19 protein-coding genes, 1 tRNA gene and 2 pseudogenes are annotated in these 25,458 nt (G+C 31.3%); 9 read left to right on the top strand and 13 right to left on the bottom strand.

Going from position 1 to position 25,458, the window contains the following annotated elements; genetic code table 11:
- Positions 1 to 19 precede the first annotated feature (19 nt).
- Together pfkA and ABWO08_RS06910 are read right to left on the bottom strand one after the other, a co-directional pair.
- Positions 20 to 1,006 carry a 6-phosphofructokinase gene (pfkA, locus tag ABWO08_RS06905; protein WP_353084610.1) on the bottom strand — a complete coding sequence of 329 codons (987 nt, stop codon included), beginning with the start codon at positions 1,004 to 1,006 and terminating at the stop codon, positions 20 to 22.
- A gap of 142 nt (positions 1,007 to 1,148) precedes the next feature.
- Complete coding sequence (locus ABWO08_RS06910) at positions 1,149 to 5,678, bottom strand: translocation/assembly module TamB domain-containing protein (protein ID WP_353084612.1); 4,530 nt, start codon at positions 5,676 to 5,678, stop codon at positions 1,149 to 1,151.
- A gap of 198 nt (positions 5,679 to 5,876) precedes the next feature.
- Between ABWO08_RS06910 and tsaD the strand changes: the two genes are divergently transcribed.
- The 5 genes from tsaD to ABWO08_RS06935 are packed head-to-tail and all read left to right on the top strand — an operon-like array spanning position 5,877 to position 10,000.
- Entirely contained in the window at positions 5,877 to 6,899 is a 1,023-nt protein-coding gene (gene tsaD, locus ABWO08_RS06915) for a tRNA (adenosine(37)-N6)-threonylcarbamoyltransferase complex transferase subunit TsaD (RefSeq protein WP_353084615.1), read from the top strand.
- A 1-nt stretch (position 6,900) separates the two neighbouring features.
- Positions 6,901 to 7,605 (top strand): 16S rRNA (uracil(1498)-N(3))-methyltransferase, encoded by a 705-nt coding sequence (locus ABWO08_RS06920; RefSeq protein ID WP_353084616.1) that lies wholly within the window; start codon positions 6,901 to 6,903, stop codon positions 7,603 to 7,605.
- A gap of 3 nt (positions 7,606 to 7,608) precedes the next feature.
- Positions 7,609 to 8,250 (top strand): DUF4159 domain-containing protein, encoded by a 642-nt coding sequence (locus tag ABWO08_RS06925; RefSeq protein ID WP_353084618.1) that lies wholly within the window; start codon positions 7,609 to 7,611, stop codon positions 8,248 to 8,250.
- Positions 8,250 to 9,440 (top strand): class I SAM-dependent methyltransferase, encoded by a 1,191-nt coding sequence (locus tag ABWO08_RS06930; RefSeq protein WP_353084619.1) that lies wholly within the window; start codon positions 8,250 to 8,252, stop codon positions 9,438 to 9,440. Before ABWO08_RS06925 ends, ABWO08_RS06930 begins: the two co-directional genes overlap by 1 nt.
- The gene (locus ABWO08_RS06935; RefSeq protein WP_353084622.1) at positions 9,437 to 10,000 is read left to right on the top strand and encodes a hypothetical protein; all 564 of its coding nucleotides are present in this window, start codon (positions 9,437 to 9,439) and stop codon (positions 9,998 to 10,000) included. The genes ABWO08_RS06930 and ABWO08_RS06935 overlap by 4 nt, the downstream gene beginning before the upstream one ends.
- A 66-nt stretch (positions 10,001 to 10,066) precedes the next feature.
- On the opposite strand, the gene lpdA is transcribed toward ABWO08_RS06935, so the two are convergent.
- Together lpdA and ABWO08_RS06945 are read right to left on the bottom strand one after the other, a co-directional pair.
- Positions 10,067 to 11,470, bottom strand: a complete 1,404-nt coding sequence (gene lpdA / locus ABWO08_RS06940; protein WP_353084624.1) for a dihydrolipoyl dehydrogenase — start codon at positions 11,468 to 11,470, stop codon at positions 10,067 to 10,069.
- A 121-nt stretch (positions 11,471 to 11,591) separates the two neighbouring features.
- Positions 11,592 to 12,479: pseudogene (locus ABWO08_RS06945) on the bottom strand (YifB family Mg chelatase-like AAA ATPase); the annotation flags it as partial.
- 61 nt (positions 12,480 to 12,540) lie between these two features.
- Here ABWO08_RS06945 and ABWO08_RS06950 point away from each other — a divergent pair.
- Positions 12,541 to 14,358, top strand: a complete 1,818-nt coding sequence (locus tag ABWO08_RS06950) for a recombinase family protein (protein ID WP_353084626.1) — start codon at positions 12,541 to 12,543, stop codon at positions 14,356 to 14,358.
- A 151-nt stretch (positions 14,359 to 14,509) separates the two neighbouring features.
- Here the strand turns inward: ABWO08_RS06950 and ABWO08_RS06955 are convergent, their stop codons facing one another.
- Complete coding sequence (locus ABWO08_RS06955) at positions 14,510 to 14,902, bottom strand: hypothetical protein (RefSeq protein ID WP_353084628.1); 393 nt, start codon at positions 14,900 to 14,902, stop codon at positions 14,510 to 14,512.
- 227 nt (positions 14,903 to 15,129) lie between these two features.
- Positions 15,130 to 15,792 (bottom strand): annotated as a pseudogene (locus ABWO08_RS06960) (magnesium chelatase domain-containing protein); the annotation flags it as partial.
- Between the two features lie 149 nt (positions 15,793 to 15,941).
- Between ABWO08_RS06960 and ABWO08_RS06965 the strand changes: the two are divergent.
- Positions 15,942 to 16,421: a hypothetical protein gene (locus ABWO08_RS06965; RefSeq protein ID WP_353084630.1), complete on the top strand. Its 480-nt coding sequence runs from the start codon at positions 15,942 to 15,944 to the stop codon at positions 16,419 to 16,421.
- A complete protein-coding gene (locus ABWO08_RS06970; RefSeq protein WP_353084631.1) occupies positions 16,411 to 16,611 on the top strand; it encodes a helix-turn-helix transcriptional regulator in 201 nt (66 codons plus the stop codon). Before ABWO08_RS06965 ends, ABWO08_RS06970 begins: the two co-directional genes overlap by 11 nt.
- A gap of 35 nt (positions 16,612 to 16,646) precedes the next feature.
- On the opposite strand, the gene ABWO08_RS06975 is transcribed toward ABWO08_RS06970, so the two are convergent.
- From ABWO08_RS06975 to ABWO08_RS07005, 7 genes are all read right to left on the bottom strand, one after another.
- A complete protein-coding gene (locus ABWO08_RS06975; protein WP_353084634.1) occupies positions 16,647 to 18,647 on the bottom strand; it encodes a protein-disulfide reductase DsbD family protein in 2,001 nt (666 codons plus the stop codon).
- Entirely contained in the window at positions 18,647 to 19,942 is a 1,296-nt protein-coding gene (gene tilS, locus ABWO08_RS06980; RefSeq protein ID WP_353084636.1) for a tRNA lysidine(34) synthetase TilS, read from the bottom strand. The genes ABWO08_RS06975 and tilS overlap by 1 nt, the downstream gene beginning before the upstream one ends.
- Positions 19,943 to 19,964: 22 nt before the next feature.
- A complete protein-coding gene (locus ABWO08_RS06985; protein ID WP_353084638.1) occupies positions 19,965 to 21,248 on the bottom strand; it encodes an anthranilate synthase component I family protein in 1,284 nt (427 codons plus the stop codon).
- 88 nt (positions 21,249 to 21,336) lie between these two features.
- Positions 21,337 to 21,410, bottom strand: a tRNA-His gene (locus tag ABWO08_RS06990).
- A 62-nt stretch (positions 21,411 to 21,472) separates the two neighbouring features.
- On the bottom strand, positions 21,473 to 22,189 hold the full coding sequence (gene bshB1 / locus ABWO08_RS06995; protein WP_353084639.1) for a bacillithiol biosynthesis deacetylase BshB1: 717 nt from the start codon (positions 22,187 to 22,189) through the stop codon (positions 21,473 to 21,475).
- 36 nt (positions 22,190 to 22,225) lie between these two features.
- Entirely contained in the window at positions 22,226 to 23,281 is a 1,056-nt protein-coding gene (locus ABWO08_RS07000) for an isochorismate synthase (protein WP_353084641.1), read from the bottom strand.
- Entirely contained in the window at positions 23,281 to 23,703 is a 423-nt protein-coding gene (locus ABWO08_RS07005; protein WP_353084643.1) for a hotdog fold thioesterase, read from the bottom strand. Before ABWO08_RS07005 ends, ABWO08_RS07000 begins: the two co-directional genes overlap by 1 nt.
- Before the next feature lie 132 nt (positions 23,704 to 23,835).
- Here ABWO08_RS07005 and ABWO08_RS07010 point away from each other — a divergent pair, with 132 nt between their 5' ends.
- Positions 23,836 to 25,413 carry a hypothetical protein gene (locus ABWO08_RS07010; protein ID WP_353084645.1) on the top strand — a complete coding sequence of 526 codons (1,578 nt, stop codon included), beginning with the start codon at positions 23,836 to 23,838 and terminating at the stop codon, positions 25,411 to 25,413.
- Positions 25,414 to 25,458 lie beyond the last annotated feature (45 nt).

The following is a 25,458-nucleotide window of genomic DNA, read 5'->3' on the forward strand; positions in this document are numbered from 1 at the left end:
ATTATTAATTAGTTATATTTTATGTGGTCATTATATCGGATACTCGAAGTAAATCTTTATCAATTTCAGAAGATCCTTTAATTGCTTGTTCTAAAGGTGTTAAAGCAACTTTATCATTTAACAATCCAACCATAAAATTAGTTTTTCCTTCTATAATTGATTCGACAGCTTTTACACCAAGTCTACTTGCTAATACTCTATCAAAACAAGATGGAGATCCACCACGCTGCATGTGACCTAATACCGAAACTCTAATGTCATATTCTGGTAAATTTTCTTCGATATAATCTTTTAATTCAAATACATTTTTACCTATTTTATCTCCTTCTGCAATAACTACTATACTAGAAGATTTTCCTGATGCTTTACTTTTTTGTAATGATTCGAGTAGTCGTTCTAAGCCTAAATTTTCTTCTGGAATTAAAATTTCTTCAGCTCCTGCTCCTATACCGGCGTTTAACGCTATATGACCTGCATCTCTTCCCATAACTTCAACTAGAAATAAACGGTTATGCGAACTTGCAGTATCTCTAATCTTATCAATGCAATCAACAACTGTATTTAATGCGGTATCAAAACCTAAGGTATGGCTGGTGCCAAATATATCATTATCGATGGTTCCTGGAATTCCCATTACTGGAAATCCATATTCATTATTAAATATTTCAGCCCCTGTAAAACTTCCATCTCCACCAATAACAACAAGTGCTTCAATACCTGCTGTCGATAAATTGTTGAATGCTTTTTTTCTACCTTCGGCACTCATAAAATCTTTAGATCGTGCAGATTTTAAAATAGTACCACCTTTGTTTATAATATTATTTACTGATCGAGGCCCCATTTCTTTAAAATCTCCTTCAATCATACCTTGATAACCTCGGTAAATACCTATACATTCAATATTATGATAAGCACAGGTACGAACTACAGAGCGAATAGCAGCATTCATCCCTGGTGAATCACCACCAGAAGTAAGTACACCTATTTTTTTTATCGTATTTGACATATTTTTATGTTTTAAAATGTAAAATTAGCAAAGAATATGTATATAAAATGCCATATTGTTAAATGAACCTAATTATCAATATAATTCAATCGTTTTCGTTGATAAGTTTTAAGTTATCAATAAATATTTTTTTCTAAAAATTTTAATTTTCCTCTTGTTTACCTTCATTGTTAATTTGATTTTGGGAACTAGAGTTTTTTGGTTTTGAATTTCCATTTTCCATTTTTATGTAATTTGGTAAAATTTGAGTAGATTCTGGAGTTACATTTAGCTTTTCTTTTTTTGCTCTTTCAACTTTTGTATTGTTAAAAATCTTATTTACCAATTCTTTAAAAGTATCAAAATCTACTTCATAAGAAACCCCTGCTCCTTGCGTATACCCAATTCCTTGCCCAATATAATTAATATCATTTTCTTTATTAAATACTCTTAAATTTAATGTACCGTCTTCATTAACTCGGTATTGCATTTCAAAATTACCAACAATAGCAGTTTCTGTAACACCTCCAGTAGGCACACCTACTCTACCATTTATTGTAATTCGCTCATTAATTTGCGTTGAAATATTTGCTACAACTCTTCCATCAGTTGGTCTTAAAGTGGTTCTATCAGCAGGAATATAACTCACATCCATATTCATTTTTCCATCTTTATTATTAAAAATATCTCCAAACATGGATGCTGCTTTTTCATAAAAACTATTTGTTACTTGTGACTGACTAAAGCCTTCTTGACTTAAAAATCCTCCTGTGGAAAGAAGGTATAAAGCTTGTGTTTGTCTAATATCTTTATCTCCTAGTTTAGTTTCAATTTCAGATTTTAACACCGAACTTACATTTGGAAAATTAATTGTAAAATCGGGTTCTGGATTCGTAATTGTACCTTTTAATCCAATAATTACATCCACAGGAATTACCTTGTTAAAAGATGCATTTTCAATTAATACTGCCGGATTTGCAGTAATGTTGGTAGAAACTGCTTCTAGGTTTAATATTGCTTTATATGGATTACCTTCCCAAACGATAGATCCGTATTTTTTTACGGTAAATTGTTTGTCAATTACTCCACCATATTTAAAATTATAGGAACCCTCCCAAACTTGAAAATCTCCAAACATTTCAAATTTTCCGAGTGTATTAATACTCATATTTAAAGTTCCTTTTCCTTTGCCTTTCATTCCATGTTTTGAATCTTTATTTAGAATAACTTCAATATTTGCATTGGGTTCAATTGCAAATTCAAAATTCATTTGAAGTCCGTTGTAATTTCTAATAAACTCGGTTTCTTTATTTACGGTACCGTATTTTTCTCCTTTAGTCAAATAATGAATAAAACTATTATCACTTAAAGAACTTGCATCATTAATTGGAATTTTTATATCTGTCCCATTTCCAGATTTAGCATTTACATTTATAGATAAGCCGTTTGTTGGTCCTTTTATTGTAGCATTTCCATTAATATATGCTGTTCCATAGTAAGCAACATCTTCATGATCTACAGTATTTAATGCTAAAATTCTGTCTGAATCAATAGTTAAATCTAACTCCCAATCTCCAAATTGTTTATGTTTGATAAAACCTTTTAGATTACCCTCTGTATTAAATTTAGAATCATTAATTTGAGTTGGTTCGACTATAAACTTATTTTTAGTAATCTCTACTGTCGAATTATCTTTAATTTTATAATCCACATTTAAATAGGGAATTGATAATCCTGCATTATCAACATATAAATTACCTGAATAATTAATATCATTCACATTGCCATTTATTCTAGCTTTTCCGGATGCAAAACCACGAATATTTGAAAGCACTTCTCCTCCCAAATTACTTAATATTCCAAGATTGAATTTTTGAAAATCTAAATTCAAATCCATTAATGTTTCATTATCTATAATTTGTAAATTTCCATTAGCACTAAATGATTTAAAATTTTCATTTTCAATTTTTGAATCAATTTCAAATTTTGAAAAATTTTCATTACCCATAATATCTAGACTCATTTTACCCAATGCATTTTCATTAATTTGAAGCTCATTAATCTGCAGTGTCGCAGTTGGTTGATATACGGAATTATTTTGCTTTAAATTAATTTCACCATTAACAAATCCATCAAATTTAAATTGCTCAACTGTTGGAGTAATTTTATTCAAATCAACATTGTTGAATTCCAATGCTAAATCTTTATTTTTTGGACCACTAAGCGATCCGTTTAATTTCATTGATTGGTTTTCATGAGAAACAATTATATCGTCAAATGAAAAGGTGTGTAAATTCTTATCGAAAATTATTTTGTTTTTATCATTACCATTTTCATTAATATACCAATTGAAATTTTTAAACATTAAATCTGATTTATGAAAACCAATAATGTTTTTGTTGTTTGAATCAATCGTGTGATATAGATTTAAATTGAAATAATCTTCTCCTTTTTCTCCACCTTTAAATTCAGTTCTAAAGGCCAAAGTGTCTTTAGAAGTAGCATTAATTAATGAAAAGTCTCTTATTTTATATTGTTTAGTTACAATGCTATCCGATTGAACATAAGTATTATATAGCGGATTTTTGTTATCTATTTCGATTTTAAAATTATCCATATGCACATTAAATGCATTCACAGTATTGGAAGAGAATTTTAATTTAAAATCATTGGTATCTCCAGTTATTTGACCATTTAAAAGTGCATTTGAAGCTAAACTAATATTTGGATTTAATATTTCTACTATTTCGTTAAATTGAGTAAAATTAAACTTTAAGTATTGGCCTTTCTTTAATATGTGTGGCTTGTAATTAGTGTATAAACTTCCGATAGAATTTTCGAACATTTTTTGAATTTGTGAAAATTCAAATTTTCCTTGAATTTTACCATTCAGCTCTTTTGATGAGTTTAAAGTAATAACATGTTCTCCATTAACTTCAGTGGAACTTGCTGTTAAATTATCAAAGAAATATAAGTCTTTTGAGTTTTGATAGGATGAATTCGAAACAACGACTTCCCCTTTCATTGTGTCTAAATTATTACCTGAAACATTAATCTTTACATCACCCTTAAAAACAGAAACAGAATCTTTAATAAAATTCAATCGATTTAAATTTGCATAATCAACTTTTGCATGAAAATTATAATTTTTTTCACGTTTTGATAAATCCACAATTCCATCAAAATCTAAAAATAAATTAGGATCATTTACATTTACCTTACCTTTAAAAATTGGTTTTTTAAAGTTTCCTTCAGCAATAATATTTTTGTAATTATAACTATTATAAGTTATGTTTTGAACTGATCCAGAAAATTTGGTGTCTAAATATTTTTCAGTGAATCCTTTACCTTCTAGATCAAACTGAAGCGTTGCATATCCAATATCATCTCTGTCTATAAGTCTTCCTAAATTGAAGTTATCCAAATTTAATCTGCCTTTATAAGAAGCATTATCAATTGTGTTCAAATTAGTCATGATAAATTTAGATCCAAATGTGCCTAATTGGGTATTTACCAATACATCTGCGGAAACACTAGTTTCTGTAACGACTGTTTTTCCTCTAAGATTAAATTGGCCAAGTTTTTTAACGGTTGACGGTAAATTTTTTCCCAGTACATTTGGTAATAAGGAAATTAAATTGTCGTAATTCGAACTTACTTTAGAAAAATTACCATTCATGTAAAATTCGCCTTTCCCTTTTTTTGCAAATAAATTTCTAAAATTTACTGTACCAGCAATTACTGAATTTTTAGTATCTTTTAAATATAGTTTTTTAGCAGTAAAATTATTTAGTGCACCAACAATGTTTGCACTTAGCTTAAACTGCTGATTTTTTCCAATCTCATTATAAAAACATCTTAAATCGTTAGACGATAAAGTAGCGTTTTTAGTAGAAATCAAAAAGATTACTTTATTGTTAAAATCGGCAAAATCTTTCCTGTTGTATTTTAAAATTACAGATCCTTTAAGATTTGATTCAGTTGTTTTTAAATCTAAATTTTCTAAACGTATATTCTTTTTTGTGTAGGTAAATTTTGAAGAAAGATTTTCAACATACAAACCTCTGTGATCCAAAAATGCCATGGATTCAATATTGGTATAAACATTTGGCCCTTCAATCTTAAAATCGGTAACTACTGCATTTATTTTAGTAAAATCAACATCCAAAGGAATTTCCCTATTGTAATCTACCTCTTTAAATTTACAATTAACCAAAGTCATTTTGTTTGATGTCATTAAAAACTTTCCCGATGATGGTTTACCGTCGTCAAATGCATCAATAAATTTATCTAAGTTAGTATCCCTATCACCCTTGTAAGTAGTTACATTTAAGGTCAATTGATCTGCGGTAAGATTTCCAAAAATTAAATTACCATCCAATAAAGTTTTCGAATCACGAATACTAGTAATCAATCTATTTGCATAGATAAGTGTATCTTTTTTTTCGTCTTTTACTAAAACTTTTTTTAGCTGAACTCCACCAAAAAGAGTCACTTCAACCTGATCAACATAAATGTCGGTTCCGTATTGTTTGTTTAGTTTTTCAGTAAAATATTGGGCAATTTTAGTTTGTACAACGGGTAATGAAAGTGCAATACCAAGTGATAATAAAAGTAACAAAAGCACAATAATAGTACGAATTGCTATTTTATTAAAAGAATTAACTCGAGTATTGGTTATTTGTTCTTTCAAAATTTATTTCGATTTGAAATATCTAATAATAACGAAAATATGTAAAATTTCTTACAATTCGCAGACATTCCTATTCTCATAAAAACAAAAATACCTAGGCTGTTATTGAAAAAGCTATAAAATAGTTACTTTTGTAATCGATGTAAAAATAATCGTTTTAAACCGGTTATTCAAATATAATTCAAAATTTGTACCTACATGTCTAACAATGCTATTTACATTCTTGCGATTGAAAGTTCTTGTGATGATACCGCTGCTGCTGTATTAAAAAACAATAAGGTTTTATCAAATGTTGTTGCGGGACAAAAAATACATGAAGAATATGGAGGTGTAGTTCCAGAACTTGCTTCTCGAGCACACCAGCAAAATATTGTTCCCGTGATAGATAGTGCCCTAAAGAAAGCAGGAATTAATTTGAAAGATATAAACGGAATTGCTTTTACTCAAGGTCCCGGATTAATGGGATCTTTGCTTGTTGGGACTTCTTTTGCTAAATCGCTAGCCTTATCTTTAGATATCCCATTAATAGCTGTGAATCATATGCATGCCCACATTTTGGCACATTTTATAGATGAAGATGGGTATGACAAACCGGTGTTTCCGTTTTTAGCTTTAACCATTTCAGGTGGACATACCCAAATTGTTAAAGTTACTAGTTTTTTTGACATGGAAATTATTGGTGAAACTACTGATGATGCAGTTGGCGAAGCTTTTGATAAATCAGCCAAAATCATGGGGCTTCCTTATCCAGGAGGACCTTTAATTGATAAACTTGCTAAAGAAGGCAATCCTAAAAAGTTTCAATTCACGAAACCAAAAGCGCCAGGATTGAATTTTAGTTTTTCTGGACTTAAGACACAAATACTGTATTTCATTCAGAGAAATGTTGCTTTAAATCCTAATTTTATTGAGGAAAACAAAGCCGATATATGCGCTTCAATTCAACATACCATTATTGAAATATTAATGGATAAATTAAAATTAGCTGTTGCAGAAACAGGATTAAATCAAATTGCCATAGGTGGTGGAGTTTCAGCAAATTCTGGAATTAGAGAAACGCTAAAGGCTGCTGAATCTAAATATGTCTGGAAAACATTTATTCCAAAATTTGAATATACAACTGATAATGCTGCAATGATTGGTATAGTTGGCTATCAAAAATATTTAGAAAATAAATTTAACGATGCTGGAGTTATTTCTAAAGCACGAATAGAATTTTAATATGCAATTATTTTACAATCCCAATATTACCGATCTGGAAAAATCATTTGTTTTTGACAAAGAAGAAAGCAAACATATAATTAAAGTATTACGAAAGAAAGAAGGTGATATTTTACATGTAACCAATGGTTTAGGGTTTTTATTTAATACCGAAATTGCTTTAGCCAGCGATTCAAAATGCACCGTAAACATTCTGTCTTTTGATAAACAAGAACCTTCAAAATACCATTTACATTTAGCCGTTGCACCAACCAAAATGAATGAACGTTACGAATGGTTTTTAGAAAAAGCAACCGAGATTGGAATTCAAGAGATTACCCCAATTATTTGCGATCATTCGGAACGAAAAATAATAAAGACAGAACGTTTTCAAAAGATTATTGAATCAGCCATGAAGCAATCACTTCATTATTACTTACCAAAATTAAACGAGCCAATAATTTTAAAAGATTTTTTAAAGAAAGAAATTACTGGTGCAAAATTCATAGCACACTGCGAAGAAACAAATAAGAATACTTTAAAATCTCAAATCATTCAAAATCAAGACACAACCCTATTAATTGGTCCTGAAGGTGATTTTTCAAATAAAGAAATAGAATTGGCTTTGAACAATGACTATATTCCAATATCTTTGGGGAATACAAGATTAAGAACAGAAACAGCAGCAATAGTAGCATGTCATAGTGTGGTTTTTGCAAATGAATAAAAAATGAAAACAACCATCACAGCTCTTTTATTAACGATTTCACTATTTGGGTTTTCCCAAGAAATTGCTCTATTAAAATATAATGGTGGGGGAGATTGGTACGCCAACCCTACTTCGTTGCCTAATTTAATTCGGTTTAGCAATCAAAATATCAATACTACAATAAAGAACAAACCAGCAACAGTTGAACCTGGAAGTCCAGATTTATTTTCTTATCCTTACATTCATGCAACAGGCCATGGAAACATTCTTTTCAATGATAGCGAGATAATAAATTTAAGAAATTACATGCTGTCAGGTGGATTTATTCACTTTGATGATAATTATGGATTGGATGAATATCTAAGAAGAGAAATCAAGAAAATATTTCCAAACTCTAATTTAGTTGAAATTCCTGCTTCACATCCTATTTTTCAAAAACCTTACAGTTTCCCTGCGGGAATTCCTAAAATTCACGAACACGACGGTAAAAGACCGCAAGCATTTGGCATTTTCGAGAACAACCGTTTGGTATTGTTATACACCTATGAATGTGACTTAGGTGATGGATGGGAAGATGCAGAAGTGAATAATGACCCGAAAGAAGTTCGAGAAAAAGCACTGAAAATGGGAGCGAATATTCTAAATTATATTTTCAATAACTAATGGAAAATCTTTCCAAGTTACTACTTCCTGAAATTCAAGAGTTCATTATAAAGAACACAGATCAAGATGCAACAAAATTATCGTTTGCAAAAAATCCATTTCCAGAGATTGATTATAAACTATTATTAAATCAAATAGCAGCCCGAAACAAAAGCAAAACTAAACTTCCAACTTGGTTTTATTGTATCAATTGTATTTATCCTAGTAAAATTTCGGTGGAACAAACTTCCTCAGAAATTACAGCAAAATACAAAGCTGAAATTATAAGTGGTGCTTCTTTAATAGATTTGTCAGGCGGTTTTGGTGTTGATGATTATTATTTTGCAAAAAAAATAAAACACGTTCACCATTGTGAAATAAACCCTGAATTATCAGCTATTGTAAAACATAATTTCATTCAATTAAATTGTGAAAATATTACTTGCATAGAGGGTGACAGCACAGAAACATTAAAAAATTTAAATCTACAATTTGATTGGATTTATGTAGATCCTTCAAGAAGAAATGACATCAAAGGCAAAGTTTTTATGCTTAAAGATTGTTTGCCAAACATTCCTGATCTTCAAAGTTTTTACTACCAATTCAGTTCAAAAATCTTAATAAAAACTGCACCTCTATTAGACATTTCTGCTGGATTAACCGAATTGCAAAATGTAAAACAAATACATATTGTTGCTGTAGAAAATGAAGTGAAAGAGTTGTTATGGGAGCTACATCAAGATTATAATGGCAATCCAACTATTAAATGCATCAACTTCAATAAGAACAATACAGAAACCTTCGAATACCTATGGGATTCAGAAGTCGATTTTTCTTTTAGCTTACCAAAAAAGTATTTGTACGAGCCCAATAGTAGCATTCTTAAATCAGGAGGTTTTACCCAAATTGCAAATCAGTTTTCTTTACACAAGCTACAAGTAAATTCACATTTATATACTTCTGATGATTTGATAGATTTTCCGGGAAGAGTTTTTAAAATCGAAACTAATTTAAACTATTCAAAAAAAGAAATTAAAGAACATCTTGAAAACACTAAACTAAATGTCACAGTTCGTAATTTCCCGGAAACGGTTGAAAATATTCGAAAAAAATGGAAAATTAAAGATGGCGGCGATCGCTATTGTTTTTTCACAACAGACATGAATAATAACAAAATAGTTTTACTTTGCACCAAAATAAATACCCTATGAGAAAGAGTTTACTTATAGCAACTTTTCTAATTTCAATTTCTTCTTTTGCACAAAAAGATTGTGAATACAGTTCGAATGTTAAAGATAGTTTGGGAACCTACAGATCAACAATTGATTATGTTATGCATGAAAAAGTTTTTGGAAACAGTCAAACTTCCATTTTCTTTTCTTTAATAAATGCAGATGGAATGCCGTCTTTAAACATGCAAATGATTCAGAAAAGTGCTGATTTTATCCCAGCAAAGTGTTTGGATAAATCATCCAAAATATACATCCAATTACAAAACGGAAAGATTATTACCTTAATTGGATTAGATCAAGACACTTGTGGTAACGCTGTTAGAAACAATAATGAAAACTGCAGAATATTAGGTGCCTATTTTCTATTCTTAAAAGACACCATGGAAGAATTAAAAAAATCACCAATTTCTATTTTCAGAATAAAATTCGCAGGAGAATCAATAGACTATATTGCTAAAGAATCTCTTGTATCCGAAGTGGATAAAAAAACCTATTTTCCGGATCATTTCTTTATGGATTATCTAAAATGTATTGAGTAAAAAATATTTAAAAAAGCCTCAAAGACTAAATGAATCATTGAGGCTATAATTGTATTATTTTGATTTTTAAACGTGTAAGGCTCTATCTTCTGTAGCAGCAAGAGCAGCTTCTTTAATTGCTTCCGCAAAAGTTGGATGCGCATGAGACATTCTAGAAATATCCTCAGCAGATGCCCTAAATTCCATAGCAGTTACTGCTTCAGCAATTAAGTCGGCACAACGAGCGCCAATCATATGAACACCTAGAACTTCATCTGTTTTTGCATCTGCAAGAATTTTCACAAATCCATCAGTATCCCCACCTGCACGAGCTCTACCTAAAGCTTTAAAAGGAAAACTTCCGGCTTTATAAGCAACACCATCCGCTATTAATTGCTCTTCTGTTTTACCAACAGCTGCAACTTCTGGCCAAGTATAAACTACACCTGGAATTAAATTGTAATCAATATGTGGTTTTTGACCTGCTAATATTTCGGCAACCATAGTTCCTTCTTCTTCCGCTTTGTGAGCCAACATTGCTCCACGAACCACATCTCCAATTGCGTATATATTAGAAACGCTAGTTTGCAAATGATCGTTTACCTCTACCATTCCTCTTTCTGTAAGCTTCACTCCTGCTTTTTCTGCATTTAATCCGTCGGTATATGGACGACGACCTACAGCGACTAAGCAATAATCTCCTTCTAATGAAACTGTTTCTCCTTTAGCATTGTCAGCTTGAACAGTAACCACTTTTCCTTTTCTAGTAACTGATTTTACTTGATGTGAAGTATAGAATTTCATTCCTTGTTTTTTCAAAACTTTGGTCAATTCTTTAGATAAACCAGCATCCATTCCTGGAATGATACGATCTAAATATTCAACAACCGAAACTTGAGCTCCCAATCGTAAATATACTTGACCTAATTCAATACCGATTACTCCACCACCAATAATAACAAGGTGTTTAGGAACCTCTGGTAATTTTAAAGCTTCCGTTGAAGTAATGATTCGCTCTTTATCTAACTTAATAAATGGCAAAGTAGATGGTTTTGAACCTGTTGCAATAATGATATTTTTAGCTTCAATAGTTTCAGACTTACCGTCTGATTTAGTAACAGCAACATGAGTAGCATCTAAAAATGATCCTAAACCTTCCAAAACTGTAATATTATTTTTGTCCATTAAAAACTTAACGCCACCACTTGTTTGATCAACAACTGCTTGCTTGCGCGAAATCATTTTTTCAAGATTTACATTTACTTCTCCAGAAACCTCAATTCCGTGATCGGCAAAATGTTGTAATTCTTCAAAATGATGTGAAGAAGCTAACAATGCTTTGGAGGGAATACAACCAACATTTAAGCAAGTACCTCCAAGAGTAGAATATTTTTCGATTATTGCGGTTTTGAAACCCAATTGGGCACAACGAATTGCTGAAACATATCCGCCAGGTCCAGAACCTATGATGACTACGTCAAATGAACTCATAATTTATATATTTTGTGTGTTTTATTAAATAGTTATGCAAAACTACAAATAATATTGCAATCCTTTTTGCAAAAGACGATTCCATTTCACAAGAAAAATAAAATTATTATGCTAATTAATTCTAACCCAGCCACCCTTCTCTATCTAAACTTCGATACTGAATCGCTTCAGCAATATGCATCGATTCAACTTTTTCAGAAGCTTCTAGATCAGCTATGGTTCGGGAAACTTTTAATATTCTATCGTAAGCTCTTGCAGAGAGATTAAGTTTTTCCATGGCATTTTTTAATAATTCCAGTGAAACTGGTTCCAGATTGCAATATTCTCTAACTAATTTTGAACTCATTTGTGCATTGTAATGAACATTTTCTAACTCTTCAAAACGCTTGGTTTGGATTTCTCTAGCCATCGTAACTCGCTTTCTAATTTCAACACTGCTTTCAGCTTTGCGCGTTTCTGTCAGTTTTTCAAATGGCACCGGAGTCACTTCAACATGAATATCAATACGATCTAATAGTGGTCCCGAAATTTTGCTCAAATAACGTTGCATCTCCATTGGAGAAGAACTAACAGGAGCTCCTGGATCATTAAAAAAGCCACTCGGACTTGGATTCATGCTCGCCACCAACATAAAAGACGAAGGATAAGTAATAGTAAATTTTGCTCTAGAAATAGTTACTTCTCTGTCTTCCAAGGGTTGGCGCATTACTTCAAGAACTTCTCGTTTAAACTCGGGTAACTCATCTAAAAAAAGTACACCATTATGGGATAACGATATTTCACCAGGCTGGGGATAACTACCACCTCCGACTAATGAAACAGATGAGGCAGTGTGATGGGGACTCCGAAAAGGTCTTTGACTCATTAATCCCGCATCTTTTATTTTACCCGCAACCGAATGTATTTTAGTTGTTTCAAGTGCTTCTTTCAAAGTCATTGGTGGCAAGATACTTGGTAATCTTTTTGCTAACATCGTTTTACCTGATCCTGGCGGACCGATTAATATTAAAAAGGGTATATATTATACAGTATCATAATGTTTTGTATATTTGCCTGTAAAATAGCTACTTATGGAAAATAGTCATGCGGTGTTACTTGTGCGAGTGTCTACTGAGATACAGGAATTTGACGCTCAAATAATTGATTTAGAAGATTTCGCAAAGAAAAAGGGATACGAGCACTTCAAAATTATTCAGACCAAAGAAAGCGGTCTAATAAGCCTTGACCAAAGGTCTGGTACAAATGAAATGTTCAATTTCATAAAGGAAAACCCCGAATACAACACCGTTTTTGCGACAGAAATTTCGAGGTTGGCTAGACGTCAAAGTACACTACATGTTATAAAGGACTGGTTAGTAAAAAATAAAGTTCAATTATTCCTAAAAGATACTGATTTTAAACTACTTAACGAAAAAAATAAACTTACAACTGAAGGTGAAATGATGTTCAGTTTGTTTGGAATTTTCGCTGAAACTGAGATAACTCAGAAAAAAATGAGATTTTCTAGAGAGAAGAAAAGATTAATGGCTTTGGGGCTCTCTATTTCGGGTAAACTGCTTTTTGGATACCAAAGAGAACTTACGGAAACTAAACAAAACAAGTTAGTTCATCATGAACATAATGCAGATATAGTAAGAAAAATATATAATTGGTATTTAAATGGTATTGAAGGCGAAAAGGAAGTGTCAATCAATCGAATTTATTTGAAGTGTATTGAGTTAAACTATCCAAAATATACACATTCAAAAAGAAATATTAATAAATTACTAAAGGAAGAAGCATATACTGGTTCCAAAATAACCAATAACAAATGGAAAAATCCTATGTACAAATTTGATGATAGTGAAGAACAATACCACTCATCAAATAACGAAATATATTATGGTGACCCAATAATTCCAAGAGAGACTTTTGATGCAGTTCAACAAAAATTAAAACAAAAAAACACCACCGTTGATAAATCTATAAAACATGTGACACTTTTAGCAAAACTGTTAGTTTGTCCTTCTTGTGGTAAATCTTTTTTAGGTGACTATCGAATAAAAGAAGGTCTTATTAAACACACTTATAGATGTGGCAGTAGAAGTGTTCCTTTAAAATGTAAAAATACCCAAGCATTTAGTATGTCTATGTTAGACGGTGCTATATGGACATTAATTAAAAGTGATTTAGAACTATTAGCAAAACAAATTGTTGAGAACGACCCTAAGGAAGAAAGCATTAGACAAAAGCATGCTCTTGAAAACCTAGAGTTTAAAGAAAAGGAGTTAAAGGAAAGAGTTAAAAAGGAAATCCAACGCTATGATGTGTTTATTAACAATCCAGATTCTGTTGAAGAAGGTTTCTTTAAAAAATTTGAAGTAAAAATAAAAAATCTTAATGATAGTATTAAACAATTAAAAAATGAAAAAGCAAAAATAGAAACTGCTCAATCTATTAGAAATGAAGAGTTAAATGATATAGAATTTGTTATAAATTCTAATATATCTAACATAGAGAGTAACAAATTACTACTTAAAAAATACATCAATATTTTTGTGAAAAACATACAAGTTCTTTTACATGGTAAAAGGTTTACAATTATCTCAATTGAATTTAATGTTCACGGAAATAACTATCTACAGAAAATAAATCAAGGTAATGCAATCTTTAATGAAGCACATTACAACAATAAAACCTTTGTTATTTTAGATAAAAAGCAAACATTAAAGATAAGAGCAGTAAAGACTAATATCAACATTGACATTGTTGATGAAAAAACTATTAAAGCTTTAAGATGGGAAATACCCATTGATAGAATATTTGAACCACATACAGAGAGCAATATCAACATGGGTGTTTTGAAAGAATTTATCGAATTAAATTATAATAAACTACAAGTGTATTAGTTAGATTCGACTTTAATTATTGAATAAACCTCAATAAATCCCTTTAAATTTTCTAACCTAACTTCTTTAGTGCGTTGCATTAATTCTTTATGAACTAAAAGAACAACATACTTTATAAATGGTATAATATCTTCTACTACAATTTATTTGATTAGTCTTTGGGGTTTTCATAGTAATCACCCATCTCGGTTTCATAATCAGTTTTATAAGTTTTTTTATATTTTATGAGTGATAACTGTGCCCATTTGCTTCTTGGATTGATATCCAAATTATGGTTAATATAAATCTCTTTTTTAAGCAAATCTTTAAAATCTTTTAGTGCTTTTGGGTGCTTCTCTGGATTCTTTGCAAGTGCAAGATATTCTTTGTAAATACCTACAAGATAAGCATCGACATGTTTTTTTAGCTCAACAACTGTGTTAATTTTTAGTTTTTCTATCCACTCATCATTGAAGAGTGATTCGAACTCTTCATATTTAAATAGCTTAATTAATGTGTTAACATAATCTAAAAACTCATCATTGTATTCTGTAACGTTTTCCAAAGAAGCTTCTTCATGCTCAATTGGATTTTCACTTTCATTAATATAGACCCAAATCGTTTGACCAATATTGAAAAGAACAGAATAATATCTAAAATGAATGTTGAAATGCTATTTATTAATGGCAAACTATATAAAATGTGATGACAATTTATTTTACATAAATATTCATTTTTTAAGTATCTGACTATTAGGTAATTAAAAAATATTTATGATACTGTATAATCATAACCTATTTTAATGATATTATGACCACCGGCAGCAGCAATTTCCATGCATCGCTTTATGGATTCCTGTCCTTTGACATCCGAAAAATCGAATTCTGGAAAATCTAAAGTTTTATAAAACTCTTCACGAGTATTAATTACCGTTGGCTCAATAGTTTCTTTTCCTTCAAAAAAATCAATTACCTGCGTTACATTTTCAATCCCATAAACATCCAAGCGATCAACAATGGCAGCCTCTTTTACGTTCTGAATGGGCAGAAAAAATCCTTTAAATCCTTCTTCTTTAGCTTTAATAGCTATTGACAAGGCTCCTTTTATAGGTTGTAATCCACCATCTAAAGACAATTCACCCATAATGATGTACTTATCAATGTCGTCTGCTTTTATTTGCCCTGACGCTACTAATATTCCAATTGCCAAAGTCAAATCATAAGCAGAACCTTCTTTACGCAAATCGGCTGGCGCTAAATTGATAGTAATTTTCTTACCTGGAAGTTGGTAGCCATTATTTTTCAACGCTGCTGCTATACGATAACTACTTTCTTTAATAGCGTTATCTGGAAGTCCTACTAAGTGGTACCCAACCCCTTTATCAATATTTACTTCTACTGTAATCTTTGATGCTTCAACTCCAAACACCGCACTTCCATAGACTTTTACCAACATAACTTTCGCATTAAATTTTACAACACTATTAAATATACGAAAATTTATGAAATATAAAAAAAGTAAAATAAATCATACTTTTAGTAAATTTTATTTGTCTATATGTAAAATAAACTTTACTTTTGAATTGAATTATAAATATATAAAATATGAAAACACATTTTTTATTTCCTAATCAATTTAAAAATACAGGTTGGTTAATATTTGTTCTCAGTGTTTTAGGAACACTTTTTATCTCTGTTTTTAATAAATCTACAGATGATTATTTAAACATTACTGTATTTTCAATTTACCAAGATAGTATAGGGGAAATACCAGGATTTTTTAAATTTATAAAAAATAGTATCGTTGATGAAATTCTTACAGTAGGAATAATTGTTGGCGGTATTTTAGTTGGATTTTCAAAAACAAAAAACGAAGATGAATATATTTCAAAAATTAGATATGAAAGTTTAGTATGGGCGACATATTTAAATTATGGAATCGTTATTTTCTTTACATTATTTATATATGGCTTACCCTATTTGAATGTATTATTTTACAATATGTTTACTTTACTTTTATTTTTTATCATACGATTTCATTATATGATTTATAAACTTAATAAATCCATAAACGATGACGAATAATTTAAAAGTACTTCGAGCCATAAATAATATTTCGCAAGAAGAATTGGCTAAACAAATTCAAGTCAGTCGCCAAACTATAAATGCTATGGAAAAAGCAAAATACGTTCCATCAACAGTATTAGCTTTAAAATTGGCTGGTTATTTTAAAGTTTCGGTTGAAGAAATATTTAAATTAGAAAATGAAGACTAAAAAAAATCCCATTAATATTAATGGGATTTTTTTATTTATCTCTTAAAATTAGCAATTCCTTGTTTCAACCAATTTTCATATAATTTGGCATCGGGATCGTAACTGGTTGTTGGCGTAATCGAATTTAAATTATTTCCTTCTACATCCACCAAAACATACAAAGGCTGTGTATTGGTTTTGTATTTTGTTATCATGAAGTCGGTCCATTTGTCTCCAATAGTCTCAATTTTTGCACCTGTAGAAGGCGAAATATGTTGTTCACTTTTTGGCAATTCGCGTTTATCATCTGCAAACAACGAAATTAGTACCACTTCATTTTTTAAAATCTGAGAAACCTGTTCGTCCGTCCAAACATTATTTTCCATTTTTCTACAATTTACACAAGCATGTCCCGTAAAATCAAGAAGCACTGGCTTATTTACAGTTTTGGCATACGCCAACCCTTTTTCATAATCGGTAAAAATTAATATTCCGTGTTTATTTAACTCTGCGCCATCAGGTAATTTTTCAGAAGTTAAAACCGCAGCAGAACCTCCTACTCCATTCGGACTTTCACTGTATTCTTCAGGAGGCGGGAATGCACTAATTAATTTTAATGGCGCGCCAAACAATCCCGGAATCATATAAAAAGTAAACGATATTACTAATATGGCCAACATTAATCTTCCTACCGAGATATGTGTTATAGGTGAATCGTGTGGCAACGTTATTTTACCTAATAAATAAATTCCCCATGTACCAAAAATTGCTATCCAAATAGCTAAGAAAGTTTCTCTTTCAAACCAATGCAATTGCAAAACTAAATCGGCATTTGATAAAAATTTAAAGGCTAAAGCCAATTCTAAAAACCCAAGAGAAACCTTAACTGTATTTAACCAACCACCTGATTTTGGTAATGTATTCATCCAACCTGGGAACATTGCAAACAACATAAATGGCAAAGCCAATGCCGAAGAAAAGCCTAACATTCCAATAATTGGCGCAATTCCACCACTTGAAGCAGCCTCTACTAAAAGAGTACCAACAATTGGTCCCGTACAAGAAAATGAAACGATAGCCAAAGCTAGTGCCATAAATAAAATACCGATAATTCCACCTCTATCTGCTTGTCTATCTACTTTATTTGCCCAAGAATTGGGTAACATAATTTCAAAAGCTCCAAGAAAAGAAGTGGCAAAAAACACCAACAAAACAAAGAAAATTACATTAAACCAAACATTTGTAGACAACGCATTCAAAGCATCGGCACCAAAAATAGCTGTTACTGCCAGACCTAAAACTACATAAATTCCTATAATTGCAACGCCGTATATTATTGCATTTCTTTTTCCTTGCGCCGGAGTTTTACTTTGTTTTGTAAAGAAACTAACCGTCATAGGAATCATTGGAAAAACGCAAGGTGTTAACAAGGCGGCAAAACCTCCAATAAATGCTAAAAAGAAAATAGACCAAAGTCCTTTTTCATCTTCATTTTTTGGTTGTTCATTAGTTTCAGAAACTTCCTCTTGTTTCACTTCAGGCTGAACAACAGCTGCAGTGTCTGTTTTAATTGTGTCTAAAGTTGCAACTGGAACTTCTGTTTCAGATACAGCTGGAATAACAAAAGTTAAATCAACATTGTCATTAACACATTGATTTTGACATGCTTGAAAATCTAAATTGATTACAATTTTACTGGTTTTCGGATTAGTAATTTTAACCCTTTGTGTTAAAGTTGCTTTGCCTTCAAAGTAAAATTCTTCAACTCCAAAATCTTTATTGAATTCCTTTTTGTAAGGACTTTCTTTAGTTTTACCTACTAATTCAAAATTCCCTTTTTGATCCTTAACAGTTACCACCATTGGCAAAGGACCATCTTCTGGAGTAAATTGCGAATACATGTGCCAACCTTGCTCAATCGTAGCATTCATAACCAAATTAAATTCGGTATCCGATATTTTTTCGGTTTTGGAAGTCCATTTTACGGGCTTTTTAATCTGCGAATTCACATTTACAAAAGCTAAAATAGCTAATAGTAAAAAAAGTAATTTCTTCATTAGTATAGTTTTATTTGTAATTTATTTATAGTATTTTCAGTAATTTTAAATCGATCATCTTGTCTTTTTCCAATAATCCAAACTATCTGATTATTAGAACATAAAATCCATTGATTTAATTTATCAATTAAAGAATATTTTTCGTCTTTATAATACTTACTCAGTTTCTTTTTTCCTTGCATTCCTAATGGATAAAAGTAATCTCCTTCTTGCCATTTACGAATTGTCAAAGGAAACTTTAAAGCATCCTGATCGACAAATATACAATTGGAATTGGGATTTGAAATGTCACTTACGTTACAAAATGAAAATTTTAATGGAGATTCTAATGCGTCTCCTATTTCATATTCTTCCAAATCATTGTCTTCTCTTGGAGACAAAATCAGGACTTCACGATCTTTTAACAGCAAATAACTTTCAGAAAAAACTTGCTTTCCAGATTGCGCCGTGACTAAATCGTAAATAGCATCCCAATCAGCAAAACCATATTCTTTAAGCCATTGGTACAAATAGGCTTTATAATTTGAATAATTGAGCAACTCCTTAATGTCAATTTTCAATTGATTATCAGTCTCTTGAACTACTTTTTCATAAACCAAATCAGCAGCATCCTCAATAAGAGATTGCGATTGATTTAGATTTTCAATTGTATTTTGAAATGAAGCAAGCAAATTTGAATTCAATTCTTTTAAAACAGAAACAATGGAATGTCTTATTTTATTTCGGAAATATTTATCGGAGGCATTACTGGAATCTTCTCGCCATTGCAAATTGGTATCCGAACAATAATGTTCAATTTCGACTCTAGAAAAAGGCAACAAAGGGCGAATGACTTTATCATTTTGCGTTGGAATCCCAGTCAAACCTTCCAGACCAGTGCCACGAGTAAGATTAATTAAAAAAGTTTCAAGATTATCATCTAAATGATGGGCAGTCAAAATATAGTCAAATTTTTTTTCAGCTAATTGACTGTAAAACCAATCGTAACGCAATTTTCTTGCTGCCAATTGGATAGACAACTTATTTTCTTTAGCAAATTTATTAGTGTCAAATTTTTGAATATATAATGGAATAGATTTCGCTTCACAATATCTTTTCACAAACTCTTTATCACCATCACTCTCTTCATTTCTAAGTGAAAAATTACAATGTAGCACCGCAATATCATAAGGCAATTGATGAAATAAATCCAATAAAACCATGCTATCCACACCACCACTTACAGCTAGAAACAAGCGTTTCCCTTGTAATAAAGGAAAATTTGCATCTAAATGAAGTTGTAGTTTTTGTAGCATCTTTCAAAAATACGGAATTTATTTAACTCAAAACGGCAAACATCGCTTTCGCCTTTAACAAGCATTCTTCGTATTCTTTTTCAGGATCGGAAAGAGAAGTAATGGCACTACCAACAGAAAAAGAAAGGTATTGATTTTGAGGATTGTATAATATACTTCGAATAACGACATTAAAATCAAAATCACCATTTGGAGTAAAATAACCAACCGCACCGCTATACAATCCGCGCTTGGTTTCTTCAAGATTTTCAATAATATTCATTGCCGAAATCTTGGGAGCTCCCGTCATACTTCCCATTGGAAAAGTTGTTCTAATTATTTCAACAGGTGAAATTGTGTTTTCTACTTGTGATGTGATGGTAGAAATCATTTGATGCACTTGTTGAAACGAATAAATTCCAAATAACTCCTCAACTTCTACAGAGCCTTTGCTAGCAGTTCTTGACAAGTCATTTCGAACCAAATCCACAATCATAATGTTCTCGGAACGCTCTTTTTCATTGTATTCTAAATCGTTCTTTGATTTTTCATCTAAATCAGATTCCGTAAATCTTTTAGAAGTTCCTTTGATTGGTTGAGATATTACTTTGGAATCCACTTTTTTCAAATAGCGTTCTGGTGAAGCAGAAAGCAAAAATTGATTATCATTTTTAAAATAAACCGAAAAAGGTGCTTCCGAAATAGTATTTAACTTTTGATAAACATCCAATGGATTTATCAAAGCATTTTCTGAATAAAATTCCATACAGAAATTAGCCTCATAAATATCACCTCTTTGAATATGCTCCAACATTTTTCCAACTTTAGAAATATAATTTTCTTTAGGTATTCGTTGTTGAATTGTAATTTCTGTAATTGCTTCGCTATATAAAGAGCCATTAACAATGTCATTGTAATCCGCTTCCATTTCATCATCACAAAAGCGCAAATAGTGCAGCTCTAGCTGATCACCATTCAGAATAAATAATTTTTTGGGCTGAAAAAAATACAAGTCTGGGAATTCCAATCCGTCAAAATTAGCGGAATGCAAGTCTTCAATATCGTTTTTTAAATCGTAGGATAAATAACCAAATAACCAATCTTTGGTTTGACCTTGGTATTGCTTTAAATCTTCAAATGCATTGTGATGATCTGTCTTAATTGAGGTAAATTCATCAACAGCTAAAACACAATCGAAACTAGAATATTTTTGAGGATAGTAATTAGAATCTAAGAAAACCACTTCGCGGTAACTATTAGCCCATTGCAGCAATTGCTTTTTAAAGTGGGTTGGGTTTTCAATAAACTTAGAAAGTATTGTTCTCAAAAGGTTTGGATTATTTTTTCAAATTTACAATAAATGAAGATTTAAAAAACAAAAAAACCTTGAATTTCTTCAAGGTTTTTTTATTAAGGGTGGCTGACCGGGTTCGAACCGGCGACCCGCGGCACCACAAACCGCTACTCTAACCAACTGAGCTACAACCACCATTTTTAACGAGTGCAAATATATTGCAAAAGTTTTCTTTATACAAAGAAAAACGGAAAAAATTAAATCAAATCACTTAAACTATTGACTGCCAAATACCTCTCTACAGTAAATCCTTCACCATGCGCAACACCAATGATTCTGCCTAAATCTTGAGCTCGATATTTAACACTTTCAAGGAAGTTTTTCGAGCTAATTGGTGATTCTGGTTCATCAGAATTTGGATCATAAAATTGAGAACTATAAGCCAAAATTGACTCCATTTTTATATCTATAAATCCAGAAATATCTACCACAAAATCAGGTTGTAAATTTTCCCATTGTATATAATGATAAACTACTTTTGGTCGCCAAGCTTGTTGCAAAACGCCATTTACTTTAGTTTCAATTTTTCTCAAACCAGATAAAAAACAAGCATCTGAAACTAATTTACTCCCTTTTCCATGGTCGATATGTCGATCCTGGATAGCATTGCATAATACGATTTCGGGTTGGTATTTACGAATCATCTCAATGATTTTTAATTGATGTGCTTCATCATTCACAAAGAAACCATCACGCATGTCTAAATTTTCACGAACAGAAACTCCCAACAGTTGTGTTGCTTTTTCTGATTCAGAATTACGAATAGCAACCGAACCTCGAGTACCCAATTCTCCTCGAGTTAAATCAACAATGCCAACTTTTTTGCCAAGGCTAATTTCTTTAGCAATAGTTCCGCTACATCCTAATTCCACATCATCGGGGTGAGCCCCAAAAGCTAAAATATCTAATTTCATATTTTATAATTTAATGCTAATTTAGACAATCCTAAATTAATTCAATATACTTTTTAAGGTTTGTGATTTATTAACTGTTTCGAAAAACTCTTTTTCAGGTTGACTTCCGTTATTGATTCCACATCCTACAAATAATTTAGCTATCGCAGGACCATCATTTGTTTCTACCTTCATACAGCGTAAATTCACATACAAATCAAAATTTCCATCTTGATTCCATTCACCTAAATAACCAGCATAAAACTCCCTGTCGTATCCTTCATTTGCAGAAATAAACTCAAGCGCTTCATTTTTTGGGAAGCCACATACAGCCGGTGTTGGATGCAACAATTCAAGGATGTTTGGAACAATTACCTCCGACTCAAATTGTGCTTCTATATCGGTTTTAATATGAACTATTGAACCCGCTTGAAAGGTATAAGGTTCTGATTTTGCAACTTCAGCCCCACAAGATTTTAAAGCTTCAACAATATATTTAGTAACCGTCTGTTGTTCGTTAATTTCTTTTTCTTCCCAAACAATATTATTACTATCCGAATTTAATTGAGTTCCAGCTAAAGAAACTGTTTGAACTTTATTTTGATTTGATTTCAATATCAGCTCGGGAGAAGCGCCCATCCAAAGTCCAATTTCAGTATGATAAAAACAATATCGAAAGGAATTGGGGTATTTTAATATTAGAGATGAAAATACCTTTTCAATGGTGAAATTTGATAATTCAACTAATTCGTTTCTTGATAAAACTACTTTTTCAAAAGTTCCAGAATTAATTTCTTTGAGCGCTTTTTCTACAAGAGATTCAAAATTTACTTTAGCTAATACATCCACCTCTTGTTCTTTGTCACTATTCTGATATGCTTCAAAATTCGAAATCGATTCAATGTAAACATCAGATTCCTGTTCTGGAATTCCATATTTTGAATTTGAATCAAAGGAAACAAATGCAAAGCCCGATTTAATTTGATCTAAAGCATGTAATTGATTATTTCGTTGAAAAAGCCCAATTAGTTTGTCGCTATTGGGTTTACAATAACAAACAAACGGCAATTTAGAATCTAAATGCTCTTGGATTTTTTGAATTAGTTGGCTCATTATCTTCTGGATAATACCATATTAGTCAATTTGCAAAGCGAAATTAACTTATCATTTTCATCAACAATTCTGATTTCCCAAAGATGAATACTAGCCCCTTTATGTAATATTTTGGCTGTGGCAGTAACCAATCCTTCGCGCTTACTTCGAACATGATTTGCCGAAATTTCAATACCACGAACTTCTTGTTTTTCGGGATTGATAAACATTAAGGATGCTGCACTTCCAACACTTTCTGCAAGAGCAACTGATGCTCCGCCATGAAGAATACCCATTGGCTGATGCACTCTAGGATTTACTGGCATCGTAGCAACAAGGTAATCTTCTCCTGCGTCAATATATTCAATTTCTAGGGTTTGCATCAAAGTGTTATTGGACCACTCTTTGCATAATTTCAGCATTTGTTCTCTATCGAAAGCCATGATATTTTTTTTTGCAAAATTACTAATTTTATACTCACAAACTAATTATACCTTTCTTACGTTATTAGTTAGCTAAAATGCTTTTTGATTTTTCAAATAAATACCTACATTTACCAAATTAGAAAATAAGATATGCGTAAATTACTTTTATTACTTATTGCTGGATTAGCCATTTCATTGACTTCTTGCAGAAATGACTTTACTTTTGAGCCAAGTACAGGTGGATTAGAATTCTCTAAAGACACCGTGTATTTAGATACTGTTTTTACCAATATTGGTTCAAGTACTTACACTTTGAAAGTATTTAATAAAAGTGATAAAGATATTTCTATTCCGAAAATTCAACTTGGCAAAGGATTGAACTCCAAATACCGAATTATGGTGGATGGTATGACCGGAGATTCCGGAGCACAAGGAAAAATCTTTAGTAATGTAGAATTATTAGCCAAAGATAGTTTGTTCATATTTATAGAAGTTACTGCCGATGTTGCAAGCGCTAATCCAACAGATTTCTTGTATACCGATCAAATTCAATTTACTAATATTAGTGGCGCTCCACAAACAGTAGAATTGGTTACATTAATTCAGGATGCCTATTTTATTTATCCAAACAGAACACAAAATCCCGACAATACCTATACCTATGAAGGAATCAATTTAGGTAATGATGATGAGAATTTACCGGTTACTATTACCGGAAGCACCTTAAACCATAATGATCCAAATAATAATGATGAGTATTTATGGGGTAACGACAAACCCTATGTGATTTATGGTTATGCTTTAGTTCCAGATAATGAAACTCTAAATGTAAGTAGTGGAGCTCGAGTGCATTTTCATGCCAATTCAGGTTTGATTATTGCAAAAAACGCTACACTTAGAATAAATGGTTTGCCATCTCCTACAAATGATCCAGAAGATTTGAGTAAAGAAGTTATTTTTGAAGGCGATCGATTAGAACCAAATTATTCGGATGTTCCAGGACAATGGACCGCAATTATTAACTTCTCAAATTCTAATAATAACCTGATTGAGCACCTTACATTAAAAAATGCTACTGTTGGAATATTATCAAACAATTTAGCGTTAACAACTGACAATTCATTTACTAAAATGACCATCAAAAATTCACAAATTTATAATTGTTCAAATTTTGGAATATTAGGAAGATCAGCACAAATTACTGCAGATAATTTAGTAATTAATTACTCCGGTCAAGCAAATCTTGCAGCTACTTTTGGCGGCACTTATACTTTTACTAATTGTACTTTTAATAACAATTGGAATAGCTCAAAACAAGCCGCCGTTTTATTAAATGATTATTTAGAAACAGATACCGCATACTTAACAAAAGCAACCACTACAACATTAACGAATTGTATCGTTTACGGTTCCAATAGCACTGAAATTTCATTAGAAAAGAAAGGGGTTGCCTTCACTACTAATTTTTCAAATTGCTTATTTAAAGTAAATGATCAAAGTAATGTTCTTGCCTCAAATCCTTTATATGATAGTATTCGTTTGGAACAAAATGGCAATAAAAAGAATCTGAATCCGAAGTTTAAAAATCAAGCTAAGAACCAAATGTGGCCAACGGAAAGTTTATTTGCAATAATTCCGCCGGCAATTTCGAGTCCGTTTGACATACTTAACAAACCTAGAAATGCAACAAATACAACTATTGGTGCCTACCAATTTATAGCCAATTAAATTAAGCCCTGTTTAGGGCTTAATTTATTTTCAAAATTGTCGAAA

It is taken from the genome of Flavobacterium sp., assembly GCF_040383245.1.
Lineage (GTDB): Bacteria > Bacteroidota > Bacteroidia > Flavobacteriales > Flavobacteriaceae > Flavobacterium.